The organism is Pandoraea apista (genome assembly GCF_001465595.2).
In the GTDB taxonomy this organism is placed as follows: Bacteria; Pseudomonadota; Gammaproteobacteria; order Burkholderiales; family Burkholderiaceae; genus Pandoraea; species Pandoraea apista.
The window spans coordinates 2,257,765-2,275,310 of record NZ_CP013481.2 but is presented as its reverse complement, the minus strand read 5'-3'; the positions used below and the strand labels follow the sequence as shown (position 1 = coordinate 2,275,310).

Genomic DNA, 17,546 nt, shown 5'->3' with positions numbered 1-17,546 from the left:
TGGTTCGCGTGAAATAGGCACGGTCATCGCGATATCGACGTGTCGGTCAGGCATGCATTGTAGCGCGCTGTAACTTTCGCTACGTGCGGTGTTACGTGTGCGCGCTTACCCAGCGGGCGTCAGCGACTTTTTTTCGGTTAAGATGAGGGTCGCTTTGCCGTCGATTTTCAAAATGCGGTCAAACCCCTTCGCGAGCGGCGCGTGCCAGAGACTCACACGATGAGTCGTCGCATGCCCACATTGCTCTGCAATGCTTAGCGTCTGCTCGCGTAAATACCAGATAACCCCAAAGGTATCCGTCCGGTATTCACGCGAGCAGACTCTTACGCCCCCGAGAATACGTCACAGAATGTCGAATCGATTTTTTCAACGCGCTGCAGGCGTCGTGTTGCGAGCCGTGCGCCAGGTCGCCGGCATCGCCGCGGTCGCTGCACCGCTCTGCCTGACGGCCTTTACGGCCCCTGTACAGGCCTTTACGCTCGAACAGCATCGCGCACTGGTCGAGCAGTTCATCAACACGCGTCACGCCGATCCGCTCGTGGCGGATTGCGCCGCGCACGCCAGCTTTGTCGTCGCTACACTACCCGGTTACGAGAGTGTCGAATACGGAGAGAACGCACTCGATCCGGAACACGCCAAGGTCGCGCCCTGGTCCGGTCCGTTCGATGATCGCAAGCAGCGCGTCGATGTGACGCAGATGGTCGAACTCGACGGCGTAGGCAAGCGCACCAACGGTCAGACCGACAACATCCACATTCGCTGTGGTTACGCCGATGGCCGCATGATGGGCTTCGATTACACGTCGCCGCTGCCGCAGGTCGAACAACCCGTGAAGCGGGCCGCACGCGGCAATACCCGCGGCAAAGCGTCGCACGCCACCGCGAAGTCGGGCAAGCGCAGCACGACGGCCAAATCGTCGGGCACGAAGTCGTCGGCGAAAGCGTCCTCGGCCAAGTCGGGCAGCAGCACCGCCAAGAAGACGACAACGAAAAAGAAGTCGAACTGATCGCTGCCGCGCGATCGCGTTCATGAAGTGAAGCACGACGCATCGCGCGTCGTGCTTTGTTGTGTCGTCGCGCGGCCGGTTCGACCCGGCAGGCCCGATGGACTAGCGGGCCTTGCGCATCAAGCGTTGTCCGCCTGCATCTGCGACCAGATCGCGGCGAGCATCGATGCGCCCAGCGCAGCGCTTCGCGCGCCGCTCCAACCGACGTGCGCGTCCGGCCGGTTCGCGTTGTCCTTGAAGGGCATTTCCAACGTGAGCGACAGGCAACCGAAGCGATGGGCAATCCACTTCGACGCGAGCTTGAGCGACTCGGCGCCATGCTTGCCCGGCGGATATCCGAACTTGTCCTGAAAGTCGAGACTCGCGGCCTTCAGACGTTCGCCGAACGCCTTCTCGCGGGCCAACACCGCGTCGGTCGCCCACTCGACACCCTCGTTCCCGGCGAGAAAGACATAGGGCAGCGCTTCGTCGCCGTGAATGTCGAAGAACATGTCGCAGCCCACGGCTTCGATGGCTGCGCGTACGTGATACACCTCGGGACTACGCTGCAGATCCGGCTCGAGCCACTCGCGATTGAGATTCGCACCCATGGCGTTAGTGCGCAGGTTCCCTCGTGCCGATCCGTCGGGATTCATGTTCGGCACGATGTGCAGCACTGCCTCGTCGAGCACTGCCGTGGCGAGCGGATCACCCGCCCAATCTCCGGCGCCGAGCAAACGTCGCAGCAACCCCTCCACGAACCACTCGGCCATCGTCTCTCCGGGATGCTGACGCGCGATCACCCAGATGTTGCGCTTGCCGGCACGCGGCTCGCCCACGGTGAGCAGCGTCATATCGCGCCCGTCGACGGTCTGCCCCAGTGAGCGCGAACTCACGCGTGGCGAGTTTTGCGCCGTGCCGAGCAACGCCAGATGACGCTCCTCTGCGTACGGCTCGAAATACGCCAGATAGACGCTGTCGTGCGCGGGAGTAAACGACACCGTCATCACCTGCCCGTCGTACGAAGTCGGCACACGGAACCACGTCACGCGATCGTATGACGCGACCGCGCGATAGTTCTCCCAGCCACGCGGATAGGACGTCTGCCCCGCGTTATCGAACACGATACGGCACGGTGCGCCGCCCACGCCCTGCACACGAAAATGGAACCATTGGGCAAACTCGGCGGCGCCGTCCTGCGGCACGCGAACGTGAATGTCGTCGGCGCGCTCGGCGCTCACCACCTGGATGGCACCGCTGTCGAACCTGCTGCTGATCTGGACGGTCATGGCTTATCTCGCTGGCAGAAATGAAAAGCCCCGGGGACATTGCCACGGGGCCGGAGGTCGGCTGGCGTCAGGCCACGCGACGGCGGAACACCCAGAGCGAATCGTTCGACACGCTGTCGTCGAACGCATAGCCCTCGCTGTCGAAAGCCTTCAACTGCTGCACGTCGGTCACGCCACGCTCGATGGCATAACGCGCCATCAGACCGCGCGCGCGCTTGGCGTAGAAGCTGATGATCTTGTACTTGCCGCCTTTCCAGTCTTCGAACACCGGCGTAATCACGGGGGCGGCGACCAGACGGCGTTTGATGACTTTGAAATACTCTTCGGACGCGAGATTGACGAGCACGCGATGCGTCTCGGGATGTTCCGCGAGCGACGCGTTGATCGTCTGCGTCACGCGTTCGCCCCAGAACGCGTACAGATCGCGCCCGCGCTTGTTGACGAAGCGCGTGCCCATCTCCAGACGGTACGGTTGCAGCAGATCGAGCGGACGCAGCACGCCATACAGGCCCGACAGGATTCGCAGATGCTTCTGGGCGAAGTCGAGCTGCGTAGCGTTCAGGGAGCGGGCGGCAAGTCCTTCGTACACGTCGCCGTTGAATGCAAGCACAGCCTGTTTGGCGTTGCTCGTGTCAAAACGGGGCGACCACTCGGCGTAGCGCGTGGCGTTCAGCGACGCGAGCTGATCGGAAATGCTCATGAGCGAGCCGACCTGAGCGGGGCTCAGTTCACGCAGGCCCTCGATCAATTCGGCAGCGTCGTCGACGAACTGTGGCACGGTGTGCGTGCTCACGTGCGGCGGCGTTTCGTAGTCGAGCGATTTGGCCGGCGAGAGAACAATTATCATATCGGGTGCAGCGTTCCTGCGAAAACGAGAAACCGACATTCTATCCAATGCTTCAAAACGCTGTTGCCACGCCCGCCGAACGGGCCTTCGCCGAGCACCTCGATACGCTCGCCACCCCACCGCGCGTGGTACTCGACACCAATGTATGGATCGATCTGCTGGTCTTCGACGATCCGGTGGCGCGTCCCGTGCGCGACGCCCTCGTCGAGCGCCGCCTCACGGCACTCATGGCGCCGCGCTGCCGCGACGAACTTGCCGTGGTGCTGACGTACCCGCAATTCTCGTCGCGCGAGATCGACAACACCGCCGCCCTCGCCTGGGTCGACGCTCACACCCACCGTATCGTGGTGCCGGACGATGCCCCGCCCCCCGCGCAGTTGCCGCTATGCCGCGACCGCGACGATCAGAAATTCCTCGAAGCCGCCCGCGACGGGCACGCGCACTGGCTCGTCAGTAAGGACAAGGCCGTGCTGAAACTACGCAGCCGGGTGGCGCGGCAGTTCGGCTTTCGTATCGTCACGGCCAGCGCCTTCACGTCGCTGCTCTTGCCGGCGGCGTAATGTCCGAAGCCCGGTCGGAATCGCCGGGGAAAAGACTCAGGAATCGCTGAAATCGAACGCCGGCCCCACGGGCCAGCGGCCGCATGCCGCGCGCAGCAGCGGTAGAATGACGGCCTGACCACTGCATCGTCCATCGCTTAAATGAACGCGCATCACACCGCCGCCACCGCCTCCACCGCTTCCGCCACGCCCGCTGCTCAGGCGTTGGCTGCCCCGCTGCTCGCCTCGCGTCTGCCAAACGTCGGCACCACCATCTTCACCGTCATGTCGGCGCTCGCGGCCGAAAAGCGGGCGGTGAATCTCGGTCAGGGCTTCCCCGATTTCGCCTGCGATCCGAAGATCGTCGATGCCGTGTCGCACGCCATGCGCGAGGGCCACAACCAGTACCCGCCGATGGCGGGCGTGCCGGCGCTGCGTCAGGCCATCGCCGACAAGATCGGCAGGCTCTACGGACAGCAGTACGACTGGAACACGGAAATCACGGTCACGGCCGGCGCTACGCAAGCGTTGCTCACGGCGATTCTCGCGAGCGTGCATCCGGGCGACGAAGTGATCGTGTTCGAGCCGACGTACGACAGTTATGTGCCCTCGATCGAGCTGGCCGGCGGCAAGCCGGTATTTATTACGCTCGAAGCTCCCGAGTTCCGCATTCCGTTCGACAAGCTTGCCGCCGCGATCACGCCCCGCACGCGTCTCATTCTGTTCAATACACCGCACAACCCGAGCGGCACCGTGTGGCACGAGAAGGATCTCGCGAAACTGGCCGAGATCGTGGCGGGCACCGACATTCTGCTGATCTCTGACGAGGTCTACGAACATATGGTGTACGACGGCAAGCGACATGAGAGTGTGGCGCGCCATCCGGAACTCGCGCGCCGCAGCTTCATCGTGTCGAGCTTCGGCAAGACATATCACGTGACGGGCTGGAAGGTCGGCTTCGTTGCCGCACCGGCTGCCCTCTCGGCGGAATTCCGCAAGGTGCATCAATTCAACGTGTTCACCGTCAACACGCCGATGCAAGTGGGTCTGGCGGAGTACATGCGCGACCCTGCGCCGTACCTCGGGCTCTCGGCTTTCTACCAGAAGAAGCGCGATCTGTTCCGCGACGGGCTGGCGAGTACGCGCTTCAAGCTGCTGCCGTGCGAGGGCACGTATTTCCAGTGCGTGGATTACAGTGCGATCAGCGATATGAGCGAAGGCGACTTCGCGCTGTGGCTGACCGGTGAGATCGGCGTGGCGGCCATTCCCGTCTCGGCGTTCTACCACGAGCCGCACGAATCGGGCGTTGTGCGATTCTGCTTCGCCAAGAAAGACGACACGCTGCGCGAAGCACTGGCACGACTGGCGAAGATCTGATCGCCGGCTATTGCCAGAATTCAGAAGAAAGAAGGGCCGCAATCGACAACATTGCGGCCCTTTCGTTTTACCTCGGAAAGGCGGGCGTCATTCGGGATGGAGGTACCCGTACCCTCTCCGGATCTCTGCGCCCCGAGTGCGAGCTTATCCCGCCTTCTTTGCCTGCTGCGCCTGCTGGTAGGCCTTCTGCTCTGCGCGCATGCGCTGGAACGACTCGCGTTCGGCAAGATGCTTGCCATACGCCTTCCAGTCGATGCCTGCCGTTTGCAGGAAGTCCTCTCCATAGACGGCTTGCGTGGCCATGCCGAGGATCGGCAGGTGGATGCCGGCGACGATGTCTGCCATCGAGAACGTATCGCCTGCCACATACGGGGCGAACTTCGCCAGCCGCTTGAATGCCACGATGTTCCGGCGCAGCAGCTTCTCCGTGCGATTGCGCGTGCCCTCCGACACCGAGCCGCCGAAGAATGCCTGCGTGTACACCTCTCGCACCACCAGTTCCAGATGTAACTCTGTCATTGTGATCAGTTCCCGCTCCTTGGCCTGCTGCCACGGGTCGCTCGAGAAGAGCGCGGGAGACGGATGCGTTGCCTCGAGGAAGTCGCAAATCACCTGCGACTCGGACAGAAAACCTTGTTCCGTCTGCAAATACGGCACCTTGCCAAGCGGCGAGCATTGCAGCAATGACTCGTCCTGACAAGGAATCGATTCCAACTCCTCGAAGGGCAAGCCCTTCTCGTACAGCACAACCTTGACCTTGTTGTAGTAGTTACTGATCGGAAAGCCATACAGCTTCAACATGATGTCTCCCATGCGGCATGGCCAGCGCCGCGGTTGTCGGAAAGGCGGCTTGGTCCGTGCGCAGTTTCATGATGCGTCCCTGGTGCGCCGCCCTTAACGCTAGCGACGTGTCGTTGGCGGCCAGTGCCGGCCCGTGCTTGTGGTTCGTTGTGGTTCGCGTCCCCTGTGTCGTCGCCACGGATTTCTGCGAGGGCGACGATGGCGATAAGGGCAATGAGCGCAACGAAGGCAACAAAGCAGCGAGGGGGCGACTGGCGGCTACCCGAAGTGTAACGGTATCGCACGACCGTTCGCGAGACATGTGACACGAACCGCGTCCCGAAATTCGTCAGCGAGTCAGCACAAGCGGGATGAGCGGGACGAGCGGGACGCGCGGCGTGCCGCCCCGCCACCGACCGCCCAGCGGAACAAGCGCTGGCAGCCGCGACGAGATCGGCGACAATAGCGGCAATGCGACAGGGGCACCGGTTTGCATCGCCGCGCCACTCGGCAGGAAATTCATTTCCCGACCGACCGGTCGGACGATAGAATGGCAAGTCACGCCGCGCTGTGCCACGCGCGCCGAAAGAACGACACCGATCGACGACAATCGACATCAACTTCGAGACACTCCGTATGACTGCATCCTCCTCCCCGGCATCCGCGAACGCTCCGGCCAAGGCTATCGATGTGCTAGGCATCGTCGGTGCCGGCGCCATGGGCCGTGGCATCGCCCAGATCGCCGCTCAAGCCGGTCTGCGCGTGAAGCTATACGACACCAACGCCAAGGCTGTGCAAGCCGCGCTGGAGGCCTTGCGTGACACGCTGAGCAAGCTCGCCGCGAAGGGCAAGATCGAGGCGGCCAGCGTCGAGACAACGATGGGCCGACTGCAGGCATGCAACGCGCTCGAGGATCTGGCCGACTGCCAACTGGTGGTCGAAGCCATCATCGAGAAGCTCGACATCAAACGCGACCTGTTCCGCTCGCTGGAAACGATCGTCGCGGCCGACGCGATCCTCGCGTCGAACACGTCGTCGCTGTCGATCACGGCCATTGCTGCTGCATGCGAGCGTCCGGAACGTGTGGCCGGCTATCACTTCTTCAACCCGGTGCCGCTCATGAAGGTGGTCGAAGTCATCGACGGCCTGCGCACGGCTCCCGAAGTCGGCGACGCCCTGCTTGCACTGGGCCAGCGCATGGGCCACACGGCCGTGCGCTGCAAGGACATGCCGGGCTTCATTGTCAATCACGCCGGACGCGGCATGAATACCGAAGGCCTGCGCGTAGCGAGCGAAGGCGTGGCAAGTTTCGCCGATATCGACCGGATCCTGCGCGAGCAGGCGGGTTTCCGTCTCGGCACGTTCGAGCTGCTCGACCTCACGGCGCTCGACGTCTCGCACCCGGTCATGGAGTCGATCTACCACCAGTTCTACGAAGAGGCGCGCTTCCGCCCGTCGCCTATCACCGCCGTGCGTTTCGCAGGCGGGCTGCTGGGGCGCAAAGTGGGCGAGGGTTTCTATCGCTATGTCGACGGCAAACAGCAGGTACCCGCCGAAGTCCCGGCGCCCGACACCCTGCCCGCCAGTGTCTGGATCAGTCGTGCCGACACGCGCGGCTTTGCTGCCGTGGCCGAACTGCTGGGGGCGACAGGCGTGCCCATCGAGAGTGGCGACAAGCCGTCGGCGTCGGCGCTGATCGTGGTCACGCCGCTCGGCCTCGACGCCACAACCTGCGCCGTCGAGCAAGGTCTGGACGCCACGCGCACGGTGGCAATCGATACGCTGCTGCCACTCGCGGGCGCTAAGCGCCATACGCTGATGACCACGCCGGTCACAACGCCCGACGCGCGTGACGCCGCCCATGCGCTGTTTGCCCACGGCGGCACGCCGGTGACGGTGATCCGCGACTCGGCAGGCTTCGTTGCGCAACGCGTGATCGCCACCATTGTGAACATCGGTGCAGACATTGCGCAGCAGCGCATCGCCACGCCGGGCGACATCGATCGCGCCGTGACACTGGGTCTTGGCTATGCCAAGGGCCCGCTTGCGCTGGGCGACGCCGTCGGCACGCGCCAGTTGCTCACCGTCCTGCGTAACCTGCAATCGTTCTATGGCGACCCGCGTTATCGCCCGTCGCCGTGGCTGACGCGCCGCGCGCAACTTGGCGTGTCGCTGCTCACCGAAGAACAGTGATCCGGAGACTCGACTCATGAGCGCCGAACTGCTTGCCGAACGCGTCGACCAAACGCTGGTGCTGACGCTATCCAACCCCGGGGCGCGCAACGCGTTGCATCCGGACATGTATGCCGCCGGCGTCGAAGCGCTGGCCACCGCCGAGCGCGATCCGTCCGTGCGAGCCGTGGTGCTCACCGGTGCCGATAACTTCTTCTGCGCCGGGGGCAACCTGAACCGGTTGCTGGAGAATCGTCAGAAAGATCCATCGGTGCAGGCGGCGAGTATCGATGCGCTGGCCGAGTGGATCGAAGCGCTGCGGGCTTGCCCGAAGCCGATCATCGCCGCGGTCGAAGGCGCTGCCGCCGGCGCGGGTTTCTCGCTCGCACTCGCGTGCGATTTGCTCGTCGCGGCAGAGAACGCCAAGTTCGTGATGGCCTACGTCAAGGTCGGCCTCACGCCCGACGGTGGGGGCTCGTGGTTCCTCTCGCAAGCCCTGCCCCGCCCGCTCGCCACCGAGATCCTGCTCGAGGGCAAGCCCGTGGCAGCCACGCGTCTGGCTGCCGCAGGGCTCGTCAACCGCGTGGTGGCGCCCGGACAGGCTCGTGCCGAGGCACTGAACTGGGCCACCGATCTCGCTCAGCTCTCTCCAAATGCCGTAGGCCGCATCAAGACGCTCATCGAGAGCGGCGCCAGCGAGACGCTGACATCGCAGTTAGGCGCCGAGCGCGACAGCTTCGTTGCGTCGCTGCATCATGCCGACGGTCTGGAAGGGATCAGCGCTTTCCTCGAGAAACGTCCGGCAAAATACGCCTGAGCGTGTGACGAAAACGCGGCGCACGCGAACCTTCGACGCGCGCCGTCTGTCAATGCGTTGCCGCAGCCGCCAATCGGCTGCCGGCCCATTCAGGAGAGTTTCCGCATGAGTTCACTCGGCCAACTGGGCCCCACTACCAGCCCCTTGACCTTCACGCCGCCGCAGCGCCGGCGCATCTATCTGATGCGCCACGGCGACGTGACGTACTTCGACGACAGCGGCAAGCCCATCGACGCCAATACCGTCCCGCTCAACGCGCTTGGCCGTTCGCAGGCCAGCGCCGCCGGACGTGCCTTCGCTGCCGAGAACATTCGTTTCGATCGTGTGATCGTGAGCGGCCTGCCGCGTACCCGTGAGACGGCACAACGCGTGCTGGACGAGACAGGGCAACAGATCGATATCGAGACGTGGTCGTGCTGGGAAGAGATTCGCGCGGGCAGCTTGTCCGACCTGCCGCCGGCCGAACTCGCTCAGGCGTTCCTCAGCGCCTTCGACGGACTCGTGCCCGAAGACACACGCTTCATGAACGGCGAGTCGGTCCGCGAACTACTCGACCGCGTGGTGCCGCCGCTGGCCGAACTGCGTGCCGATACCTCGTGGGACACGGTGCTGCTGGTGTTGCATGGCGGTGTGAATCGCGCGATTCTCTCGCATGCCATGCACCCGCGCGGACGCCTCTTTCTGGGGCAACTCGCCCAGACACCCGCCTGCATCAACGCGCTCGACGTGGGCGACAAGCCCGAAGATTGGGTGGTGCGCCTGATGAACTTTGCCCCGCCGCAGCCGCTGCATCGCGACAACCGGCTGACCGTGATGGAGAAGATCTTCGCGTCGTTCCTCCGCACGCGAAACCGGGAATAAGTTCGGATAAGTTCGAATCAGCGCGAATCAGCGCACAACGGCAGGATCAGGATGTTCAGCGGCCGCGCGACTCGTTGCGGCCGTGCAGCAAGTGCACTACGCCGTAGAATCGTCACGATCAACGTAGCACCGGAAATGCAGGAGACAGCATGGCCGAGGAGCTTGCGCAGGACTTTTCCGCATTTGCAGGCGAACGGGCGCTAGGCGAACAAGCGCCCTTCGATACCGCCGCGCTCGAGCGCTGGCTCGCCGCACACGTCGACGGCTTCGCCGGGCCGTTGACCCTCACCCAATTCAACGGCGGCCAGTCCAATCCCACCTATCGCCTGACGACGCCCGGTGCCGCCTATGTGTTGCGCACCAAGCCCGCGCCAGCGGCCAAACTTCTCCCCTCGGCCCACGCCATCGAGCGCGAATACCGCGTGATGCACGCCCTCGAAGGCACCGACGTTCCCGTGCCCCGCATGCGTGGCCTTTGCGAGGACGAGAGCGTGATCGGGCTGGCATTCTATGTCATGGATTTCGTCTCGGGACGCGTGTTATGGGACCCGTCGCTCCCCGGTATGACGGCGGCCGAGCGCGGCGCCATTTACGACGAAATGAACCGCGTGATCTCGGCGCTGCACCGACTCGACTATCGCGCCGTCGGACTCGAATCCTATGGCAAGCCCGGCGACTACATCGCGCGGCAGATCGCCCGGTGGAGCAAGCAATACCGTGCATCGGAGACGGAAACCATCGACGCGATGGATCGGCTCATCGAGTGGCTACCTGCGCACCTGCCGACCGATTCGCCCGAGCGAACCACCATCGTGCACGGCGACTTCCGTCTCGACAATCTGATCTTCCATCCCACACAGCCCCGCGTACTTGCTGTGCTCGACTGGGAACTCTCGACGCTGGGCGACCCGCTCGCCGACTTCAGCTACCACTGCATGGCGTGGCATGTGAGCCCTGGCGTGTTTCGCGGCATTGCCGGACTGGACTGGCAAGCACTCGGCATTCCCGATGAAAGTGCCTACGTCGCCCGGTACGGGGAGCGCACGGGTATCCACCCGCCCGCGCAGTGGCATTTCTATCTCGCGTACAACATGTTCCGCATTGCCGCGATTCTGCAAGGGATCATGAAACGCGTGGCCGACGGCACCGCCGCCAGCCAGCAGGCCCTCGACGCCGGCAAGCGCGCCCGCCCGATGGCCGAACTCGCGTGGGAATATGCACAGCGCAGTACCGCTGCCGGCCACGCTGGCAGTCACTGAACGGAGACCTCATGGATTTCAGCTACAGCCCCAAAGTCGAAGCCCTGCGCGCGCGTCTGTCCGCCTTTTTCGACGAACACATCTTCCCGAACGAACATCGCTATCTCGAGGAGATCGAGATCGCACGCCGCCACGGCGACGCGTGGCAGCCATCGCAGGTTATCGAGCGCCTCAAGCCGCTTGCGCAGCAGGCAGGGCTCTGGAACCTCTTCCTGCCGGACTCCGGGCGCGGCGCAGGCCTTAGCAACGTCGAATACGCACCGCTGTGCGAGATCATGGGGCAGGTGCCGTGGGCCCCTGAAGTCTTCAACTGCAATGCGCCCGACACCGGCAACATGGAAACGCTCGAGCGCTACGCGACCGATGCGCAAAAGGCGCAATGGCTCGAACCGCTGCTGCGCGGCGAGATTCGTTCCGCGTTTCTGATGACGGAGCCGGACGTCGCCTCGTCCGATGCCACCAACGTGCAATGCCGGATTCGTCGGGACGGTGACGATTACGTCATCAATGGCCGCAAATGGTGGTCGACCGGTGCCGGCGACCCACGTTGCGCGCTCTATATCGTGATGGGCAAGACCGACCCCGAGGCACCCAAACACGCGCAGCAGTCGATGATTCTCGTGCCGTCCAACGCCCGAGGCATCTCGCGCGTGCGTCCGCTTACCGTGTTCGGTTACGACGACGCGCCGCACGGTCACATGGAGATCGAACTCGATGAGGTTCGCGTGCCTGCGAGCAGCATCCTGCTCGGCGAGGGACGGGGCTTCGAGATCGCGCAAGGGCGTCTCGGCCCTGGGCGTATCCACCACTGCATGCGACTCATCGGTCTGGCCGAGCGCGCCCTCGCGCTGATGTGTCAACGCACACTCTCGCGCGTGGCGTTCGGCAAGCCGATCGCTGCGCAGGGGGTGACACGCGAGCGCATCGCCGAAGCACGCTGCCAAATCGAGCAGGCACGTCTGCTAACGCTCAAAGCGGCTTACATGATGGACACGGTCGGCAACAAAGCCGCCCGAGCCGAAATCGCGATGATCAAAGTCGTCGCCCCGAATATGGCGTGCCAGGTGCTCGACTGGGCAATGCAGGCGCACGGCGCAGCAGGGCTTTCGGGCGACTTCCCGCTGGCTTATGCCTATGCCAGCGCCCGCACCCTGCGTTTCGCGGACGGCCCGGACGAAGTCCATCGCAACGCCATTGCCAAGCTGGAACTGGCGCGTTACCTCGACGCAGCGCCCGACACCCCTCGCTGACCCCTCGCCCGGCAGGGGAAAACGTTCTGTGGTGTAATTTCCGGGCAGTTTTTCCCGGGGGTGCGACGCTCGCGGCCCCGGGCCTGTTTCGTTTTCCGTGATATCACCGTGCCGGGCGCCTGACGCGATCGTCGCCGCGCCTGGCGGAGAACGGCGTCGAGCGACGCCCCTACGAGGAGCCGCAATTGATTCAGGTCTATTCCTGGGCTACGCCTAACGGCCACAAAGTCCACATCATGCTCGAAGAGTGCGGGTTGCCGTACCATGCCCATGCCGTCGATATCGGCGCGGGCGATCAGTTCAAGGATGCCTTTCTCGCCATCTCGCCGAACAACAAGATTCCGGCCATCGTCGACGAGGACGGTCCGGACGGCAAACCGATTTCGCTGTTCGAATCCGGCGCGATCCTGCTGTATCTGGCGGGCAAGACGGGGCGCTTCCTGCCGGAAGATGTGCGCGGCAAATACGAAACGCTCGAGTGGCTGATGTTCCAGATGGGCGGTGTGGGGCCGATGCTCGGTCAGGCGCACCATTTCCGGATCTACGCCCCCGAGAAGATCGATTACGCGATCAAGCGCTACACGAATGAGGCGCGGCGTCTGTACGGCGTGCTCGACAAGCGGCTGGGCAGCCATCCGTACGTCGCAGGCGATATGTACACCATTGCGGACATCGCCATCTGGCCGTGGCTGCGCTCGTGGAAGAATCAAGGGGTCGAGCTTTCGGACTTCCCCAACGTGCAGAAATGGTTCGAGGCCATTGAGGCACGTCCGGCGGTGCAGCGTGGTATCAAGGTGCTGGCCGACGCCCGCAAGCCGCTGCAAGACGACAAGGCCCGCGAAATGCTGTTCGGCGCCACGCAGTACGCACGCCGCTAAGGCCCCAAAAACCTCGCCCCGCGCGCCGGCCTCGACAGGCCGGCCCGCACCGCCCCCTCCGTGCATGCCTTGTCACGCCTGAAGCCTCGGTTCGGTATGGCGTGGCGGGAAGTGGTTTACACTTCGAAACAAACTGCGGTATCGCCAGGACGCGGGCGGTGCTAATCTAAGCGCAGTCCGCTCGATACGTAGGCGTCATCGGGCACGCATACCCAGAGTTTCAAGGTTTCTCCGACGCGGCTGGCAGCCGTCGTCTCTTGCAGTTCGCAGTCCCTCGCCGCTGGCTTTTGGAAGATCCGGGAGATCCACATATGTCAGGCAAGTTCGAACTCAAGCGTAGCCCGAACGGTGAATTCCACTTTCACCTGCTGGCCGACAGCGGGCACATCATCCTCTCCTCCGAGACTTACAAGGCGCGGGCCTCCGCGCAGAACGGTATCGAGTCCGTTCGCAAAAACTCGGTCGAGGATCATCGTTTCGAGCGAAAGACCTCGACGTCCGGCCGTCCCTATTTCGTGCTCAAGGCGCGCAATGGCGAGATCATCGGCCAGAGCCAGATGTTCTCGACGGCGGAGCAAATGGAAGACGGCATCACTCAGGTCAAGCGCGACGCCCCGGCGGCATCGGTGAGTGATTTGTCGCACTGAGTTTCGTTGCGTCTGGCGGGGCGGGCTGAATCGGCTGACTCGCCCGCCGGTAACGACGTCCGACGTCTGCCGCGGCCCTTCAGGCAACGCGCTTCAGATAAAGCCCCGTGCCCCGGAACCGGCACACTTCCTCGCCATGCTGGTTCGTGGCTGTCCAGAGCTGCCGTACGATACCGCGGTCGGGACGGCTCTTCGACGCCCGGACTTCCAGCGTGCTGCTCGTCACGCTAATCGTGTCTCCCGGGCGCACCGGCTTGAGCCATTCGATCTGTTCTACCCCCGGCGAGCCCATGCTGGCCGAGCGCGAGAGCAGCTTGTCGACGTTCATCCGCATCATGATGCTGCACGTATGCCAGCCACTGGCCACCAGTCCGCCGAAATGGGACTCGCGTCCGGCCAGCTCATCGACGTGAAACGGCTGGGGATCAAATTGCCGGGCGAAATGCACGATCTCGTCTGCCGTGAACGTATATTCGCCCAGATCGAAGGTGTCGCCCACTGCGAAGTCTTCGAAGTAGTACTCGAACGTTGCCATCGCGAACTCCTCCGTGCGGCGCGCCGGTATCGCCTGACAGGCGCGCGAAATGGGAATGCGTGAAAATGCGTGGAACTGCCTGAAAGTCCGTGAAAGTAGCGCGGTGATCGTCAGCACGCACAAGAACGGCGTCAGCGACTCGCAGTGCCCTGCAACTGGACCTACCTACCCGGCGATGGGCTTACTGTAACGTATCCTTGAAGCCGTCGGGAATGGGGAGCGGCATCACGTCGATACCCTCCTCCGCCAGCGCCTCGGTCTCTTCCCGAGACGCCGTGCCGCGAATGTTGCGCTCAGGGGCTTCCCGATAGTGGATCTTGCGGGCTTCCTCGGCAAAATTGCTACCGACGTCTTCCGTGTTCGCCATGACGTGGCGCACGGCCTTCATCCAGAGCGTTTGCAATTCGCGTTTCGCTTCGATGGCGCCGCCGGAGACAGCCCCTTGGCTCGGCGTGCCTGCCGGTGCGGCATCGGCACGCGAGGTCGCCCCCGAGAGGTTCAGACGTGGCGCCGACGGCATGCGAACGATCGCCGTATCGCCGCAAACGGGGCATGTCACCAGCCCCCGTGTTTGCTGCGAAAGGTAATCGTCCTCCGAGCCGAACCAGCCCTCGAAGGTGTGCTCGTGCGCACAACGCAAATCAAAAACCTTCATGACGCGATGAATGTGTCCCGGCCCCGCCCTATGCCGGGCCCGGGCTCATAAAATGTCGATGGATCAGCGCAGCGGCGAACGTTCGTTCGGCTGCCAGACTCCCGATATTATCTTTTCCAGCCAAAACGCGCCGATGATCGATTTAACGTCGGTGATTCGCCCGTCGCGCACCCATTGCAGCAATTCGGTCGCCGGCATCTTGAACACGTCGAGAAACTCACCGTCGTCGAGACGCTGCTCGCCCTGTGTGAGATCGCGCGCGAGCCAAATATCGATGAATTCCGTCGAATACGAGATCACCGGATGAATACGCGTGAGGTAATCCCAGCGCTTGGCATGATATCCGGTCTCTTCGAGCAGTTCGCGCTGACCACAGGCCAGACCGCCTTCGGCGTCATCGAGCTTGCCCGCCGGCAGTTCCGTCATTACGCGCTGGAGCGGATAGCGATACTGGCGCTCCATGAGCACCTGACCGTCTTCGAAGAGCGGAATTACCATGACCGCCCCCGGATGGGTGGTGTACTCGCGCACAGCGGTCTTGCCGTCGGGCAAACGAATGCGATCGCGCTTGATCGTCAGAAACGCGCCCTCGTAGACCGTTTCACTCGTAACACGCGTCTCGATCAGATGCTGATCGTCGGTTTGACCTTGGGTCATAAGCCCTCCACGGCTGAAAATTGGCGAACCCAAAACAAAACGCCGCCCAAAGGCGGCGTCTTGCAAAGCAGACATATCAAGCGGCAGCCGCCGGTCGATGACGCCACAAATACCGGTAAACGAAGCCCGGAAACGCGAACACGACAAACAGACTCGCCGTGACCGCATAGAACTCCCAGCCCTGCGAAAAGACGTTGCCAATGCTCGACTCGATCAAATAACCGAGGGCGCCCACCACGAAGTAGGTCACCACCAGTTCGATCAGCCGCAGCCACAGCGGCTTGATCGCTCGCTTGAGTGCGACAACGCAGAACAGGCGTTGGTTCACGAACGGCAGGTTCGCGCCCAGCACGGCCAGCAGAATCACAAGCGTACCCCCTGCCGACATGCCCATCGTTCGTGCCTCCACCGTTCGTCGGTTGATTTCTCTTGCGCCGGGCCGGCCAATCCTCTCGGCCGCCCTGCCCGGTCTTCTGTCGACGTTGTTGCCTTCGCCGACGTCGTCTTTCTGAATCGGCGGCCGCTTAGCTCGCCAGCGTCAGTTTGATGGTGCGCAGGCACCAGTCCATCAGCGGGCCGGGCATCAGGCCCAGATACACCAGCACCAGACCGTTGAGCGACAGGACGAAACGCATCGTACCGCTGCCTTCCAGCGCGTTGGCGTCCTCCGGCTTGTCGAAGTACATCAGCTTGACGACACGCAGGTAGTAGAAGGCGCCGATCAGCGAGGCGATCACCGCCACAACGGCCAGCCACACCATACCGGCGTTGACCACGGCTTGCAGCACGGCCAGCTTGGCGTAGAAGCCCGCCAGCGGCGGAATGCCGGCCAGCGAGAACATCAGCATCAGCATGACGAAAGCAAACCACGGGCTACGCTGGTTGAGGCCCTTCAGATCCGAGAGGTTCTCGGCCTCGAAGCCCTTGCGCGAGAGCAGCAGCACGATACCGAACGTGCCCAGCGTCGTCAGCAGGTAGATCACGCTGTAGAAGAGCGACGAGCCGTAAGCATCGGCGATACCGTCGATCTTGCCGCCGACCACGCCCGAGAGCATGCCCAGCAACACGAAGCCCATGTGCGAGATCGTCGAGTACGCCAGCAGACGCTTGACGTTGGTCTGAACGATAGCAGTCAGGTTACCGATCACCAGCGAGAGCACCGCCAGAATGATCAGCATCTGTTGCCAGTCGATCGCCAGCGGCAGCATGCCTTCGACGAGCAAACGCAACAGCAGTGCGAAAGCACCCAGCTTCGGCGCGCCACCGATGAGCAGCGTGACGGGCGTCGGCGCGCCTTGGTAGACGTCCGGCACCCACATGTGGAACGGAGCCGCGCCCAGCTTGAATGCCAGACCCGCCACCACGAACACCACGCCGAACACCAGCACGATCTTGTTCACGGCACCCGAGGCGATAACTTCGAAGACCTTGGCCAGTTCGAGCGAACCGGTCGCGCCGTACATCATCGACATACCGTACAGCAGGAAGCCCGATGCGAGCGCCCCCAGCACGTAGTACTTCATGGCCGACTCGGTCGCGTTCGTCGAATCGCGCCACACGGCAGCGAGGGCGTACAGCGACAGGGACATCAATTCCAGACCCAGGTAAAGGGTCAGGAAGTTGTTGCCCGAAATCATCACCGACAGACCCAGCAACGAGAACAGGCTGAGCACATAGAAGTCGCCACGCGCAAGGCCGCGCGCTTCCAGATACTTCTGGCCGTAGATGAACGTGACGAACGTTGCCAGACCGCCGAAGGCCTTGAGCAGGTTCGACATCGGGTCGGCGATGAACACATTGCCGAACATGTAGTGCGATGCCGGGTCTCCGGCATTGCACGCCCACAGCACGGACACGACCGCAGACGTGATGAGTGCCAGAACGTAGTTCAGCTTACGCGTCTGGCCGAGGAACGCGTCGCACATCATGATCACAAGGATCATGAGCAGCAGGATGGCCTCCGGCAACGCAGGCAGCAGATTAATGTTTTGCATGATC

18 protein-coding genes are annotated in these 17,546 nt (G+C 63.2%); 10 read left to right on the top strand and 8 right to left on the bottom strand.

The features are described 5' to 3' along the window. Nucleotides 1-349 precede the first annotated feature (349 nt). Nucleotides 350-1,006, top strand: coding sequence for a BspC domain-containing protein (locus AT395_RS10580; protein WP_042115480.1), 657 nt, complete (start codon nucleotides 350-352; stop codon nucleotides 1,004-1,006). 119 nt (nucleotides 1,007-1,125) lie between these two features. On the opposite strand, the gene AT395_RS10575 is transcribed toward AT395_RS10580, so the two are convergent. Further along, on the bottom strand, nucleotides 1,126-2,274 hold the full coding sequence (locus AT395_RS10575; protein ID WP_048629225.1) for a M14 family metallopeptidase: 1,149 nt from the start codon (nucleotides 2,272-2,274) through the stop codon (nucleotides 1,126-1,128). 67 nt (nucleotides 2,275-2,341) lie between these two features. Continuing rightward, on the bottom strand, nucleotides 2,342-3,121 hold the full coding sequence (yaaA, locus tag AT395_RS10570; protein WP_042115478.1) for a peroxide stress protein YaaA: 780 nt from the start codon (nucleotides 3,119-3,121) through the stop codon (nucleotides 2,342-2,344). 47 nt (nucleotides 3,122-3,168) lie between these two features. Between yaaA and AT395_RS10565 the strand changes: the two genes are divergently transcribed. Together AT395_RS10565 and AT395_RS10560 are read left to right on the top strand one after the other, a co-directional pair. After that, nucleotides 3,169-3,681, top strand: a complete 513-nt coding sequence (locus AT395_RS10565; protein ID WP_094068830.1) for a putative toxin-antitoxin system toxin component, PIN family — start codon at nucleotides 3,169-3,171, stop codon at nucleotides 3,679-3,681. Nucleotides 3,682-3,822: 141 nt separating this feature from the next. Beyond that, complete coding sequence (locus tag AT395_RS10560; RefSeq protein ID WP_042115477.1) at nucleotides 3,823-5,037, top strand: pyridoxal phosphate-dependent aminotransferase; 1,215 nt, start codon at nucleotides 3,823-3,825, stop codon at nucleotides 5,035-5,037. A gap of 144 nt (nucleotides 5,038-5,181) precedes the next feature. Here AT395_RS10560 and AT395_RS10555 read toward each other — a convergent pair whose 3' ends face one another. Continuing rightward, nucleotides 5,182-5,838: a glutathione S-transferase family protein gene (locus AT395_RS10555; protein ID WP_042118208.1), complete on the bottom strand. Its 657-nt coding sequence runs from the start codon at nucleotides 5,836-5,838 to the stop codon at nucleotides 5,182-5,184. Nucleotides 5,839-6,453: 615 nt separating this feature from the next. On the opposite strand from AT395_RS10555, the gene AT395_RS10540 reads away from it, so the two are divergent. From AT395_RS10540 to AT395_RS10510, 7 genes are all read left to right on the top strand, one after another. Beyond that, the gene (locus AT395_RS10540; RefSeq protein WP_048629222.1) at nucleotides 6,454-8,010 is read left to right on the top strand and encodes a 3-hydroxyacyl-CoA dehydrogenase; all 1,557 of its coding nucleotides are present in this window, start codon (nucleotides 6,454-6,456) and stop codon (nucleotides 8,008-8,010) included. Nucleotides 8,011-8,026: 16 nt separating this feature from the next. Beyond that, on the top strand, nucleotides 8,027-8,806 hold the full coding sequence (locus AT395_RS10535) for an oxepin-CoA hydrolase, alternative type (protein WP_042115474.1): 780 nt from the start codon (nucleotides 8,027-8,029) through the stop codon (nucleotides 8,804-8,806). Nucleotides 8,807-8,950: 144 nt separating this feature from the next. Then, nucleotides 8,951-9,667, top strand: a complete 717-nt coding sequence (locus AT395_RS10530; protein WP_174554651.1) for a histidine phosphatase family protein — start codon at nucleotides 8,951-8,953, stop codon at nucleotides 9,665-9,667. Nucleotides 9,668-9,816: 149 nt separating this feature from the next. Beyond that, nucleotides 9,817-10,926, top strand: coding sequence for a phosphotransferase (locus tag AT395_RS10525; RefSeq protein ID WP_048629220.1), 1,110 nt, complete (start codon nucleotides 9,817-9,819; stop codon nucleotides 10,924-10,926). A gap of 11 nt (nucleotides 10,927-10,937) precedes the next feature. Next, the gene (locus tag AT395_RS10520; RefSeq protein ID WP_042115471.1) at nucleotides 10,938-12,176 is read left to right on the top strand and encodes an acyl-CoA dehydrogenase family protein; all 1,239 of its coding nucleotides are present in this window, start codon (nucleotides 10,938-10,940) and stop codon (nucleotides 12,174-12,176) included. A 185-nt stretch (nucleotides 12,177-12,361) separates the two neighbouring features. Further along, complete coding sequence (locus AT395_RS10515) at nucleotides 12,362-13,054, top strand: glutathione binding-like protein (protein WP_042115470.1); 693 nt, start codon at nucleotides 12,362-12,364, stop codon at nucleotides 13,052-13,054. 311 nt (nucleotides 13,055-13,365) lie between these two features. Then, nucleotides 13,366-13,701 carry a YegP family protein gene (locus AT395_RS10510; RefSeq protein ID WP_010807396.1) on the top strand — a complete coding sequence of 112 codons (336 nt, stop codon included), beginning with the start codon at nucleotides 13,366-13,368 and terminating at the stop codon, nucleotides 13,699-13,701. A gap of 79 nt (nucleotides 13,702-13,780) precedes the next feature. Here AT395_RS10510 and AT395_RS10505 read toward each other — a convergent pair whose 3' ends face one another. The 5 genes from AT395_RS10505 to nuoN all read right to left on the bottom strand — a co-directional run bounded on the left by AT395_RS10505 (nucleotide 13,781) and on the right by nuoN (nucleotide 17,542). Further along, nucleotides 13,781-14,236 carry a MaoC family dehydratase gene (locus tag AT395_RS10505; protein ID WP_047827184.1) on the bottom strand — a complete coding sequence of 152 codons (456 nt, stop codon included), beginning with the start codon at nucleotides 14,234-14,236 and terminating at the stop codon, nucleotides 13,781-13,783. 181 nt (nucleotides 14,237-14,417) lie between these two features. Then, a complete protein-coding gene (locus AT395_RS10500) occupies nucleotides 14,418-14,891 on the bottom strand; it encodes a DUF1178 family protein (RefSeq protein WP_042115469.1) in 474 nt (157 codons plus the stop codon). A 63-nt stretch (nucleotides 14,892-14,954) separates the two neighbouring features. Beyond that, nucleotides 14,955-15,548 (bottom strand): NUDIX domain-containing protein, encoded by a 594-nt coding sequence (locus AT395_RS10495; protein ID WP_048629219.1) that lies wholly within the window; start codon nucleotides 15,546-15,548, stop codon nucleotides 14,955-14,957. A gap of 76 nt (nucleotides 15,549-15,624) precedes the next feature. Next, the gene (locus AT395_RS10490) at nucleotides 15,625-15,936 is read right to left on the bottom strand and encodes a DUF2818 family protein (RefSeq protein ID WP_042118207.1); all 312 of its coding nucleotides are present in this window, start codon (nucleotides 15,934-15,936) and stop codon (nucleotides 15,625-15,627) included. 136 nt (nucleotides 15,937-16,072) lie between these two features. Next, nucleotides 16,073-17,542, bottom strand: coding sequence for an NADH-quinone oxidoreductase subunit NuoN (gene nuoN, locus AT395_RS10485; protein ID WP_052765556.1), 1,470 nt, complete (start codon nucleotides 17,540-17,542; stop codon nucleotides 16,073-16,075). Nucleotides 17,543-17,546 lie beyond the last annotated feature (4 nt).

Coding starts and splice junctions, on each gene's coding strand:
- AT395_RS10580 (WP_042115480.1), top strand. CDS start 350: ATGTCGAATCGATTTTTTCAACGCGCTGCAGGCGTCGTGTTGCGAGCC.
- AT395_RS10575 (WP_048629225.1), bottom strand. CDS start 2,274: ATGACCGTCCAGATCAGCAGCAGGTTCGACAGCGGTGCCATCCAGGTG.
- yaaA (WP_042115478.1), bottom strand. CDS start 3,121: ATGATAATTGTTCTCTCGCCGGCCAAATCGCTCGACTACGAAACGCCG.
- AT395_RS10565 (WP_094068830.1), top strand. CDS start 3,169: ATGCTTCAAAACGCTGTTGCCACGCCCGCCGAACGGGCCTTCGCCGAG.
- AT395_RS10560 (WP_042115477.1), top strand. CDS start 3,823: ATGAACGCGCATCACACCGCCGCCACCGCCTCCACCGCTTCCGCCACG.
- AT395_RS10555 (WP_042118208.1), bottom strand. CDS start 5,838: ATGTTGAAGCTGTATGGCTTTCCGATCAGTAACTACTACAACAAGGTC.
- AT395_RS10540 (WP_048629222.1), top strand. CDS start 6,454: ATGACTGCATCCTCCTCCCCGGCATCCGCGAACGCTCCGGCCAAGGCT.
- AT395_RS10535 (WP_042115474.1), top strand. CDS start 8,027: ATGAGCGCCGAACTGCTTGCCGAACGCGTCGACCAAACGCTGGTGCTG.
- AT395_RS10525 (WP_048629220.1), top strand. CDS start 9,817: ATGGCCGAGGAGCTTGCGCAGGACTTTTCCGCATTTGCAGGCGAACGG.
- AT395_RS10520 (WP_042115471.1), top strand. CDS start 10,938: ATGGATTTCAGCTACAGCCCCAAAGTCGAAGCCCTGCGCGCGCGTCTG.
- AT395_RS10510 (WP_010807396.1), top strand. CDS start 13,366: ATGTCAGGCAAGTTCGAACTCAAGCGTAGCCCGAACGGTGAATTCCAC.
- AT395_RS10505 (WP_047827184.1), bottom strand. CDS start 14,236: ATGGCAACGTTCGAGTACTACTTCGAAGACTTCGCAGTGGGCGACACC.
- AT395_RS10500 (WP_042115469.1), bottom strand. CDS start 14,891: ATGAAGGTTTTTGATTTGCGTTGTGCGCACGAGCACACCTTCGAGGGC.
- AT395_RS10495 (WP_048629219.1), bottom strand. CDS start 15,548: ATGACCCAAGGTCAAACCGACGATCAGCATCTGATCGAGACGCGTGTT.
- AT395_RS10490 (WP_042118207.1), bottom strand. CDS start 15,936: ATGTCGGCAGGGGGTACGCTTGTGATTCTGCTGGCCGTGCTGGGCGCG.
- nuoN (WP_052765556.1), bottom strand. CDS start 17,542: ATGCAAAACATTAATCTGCTGCCTGCGTTGCCGGAGGCCATCCTGCTG.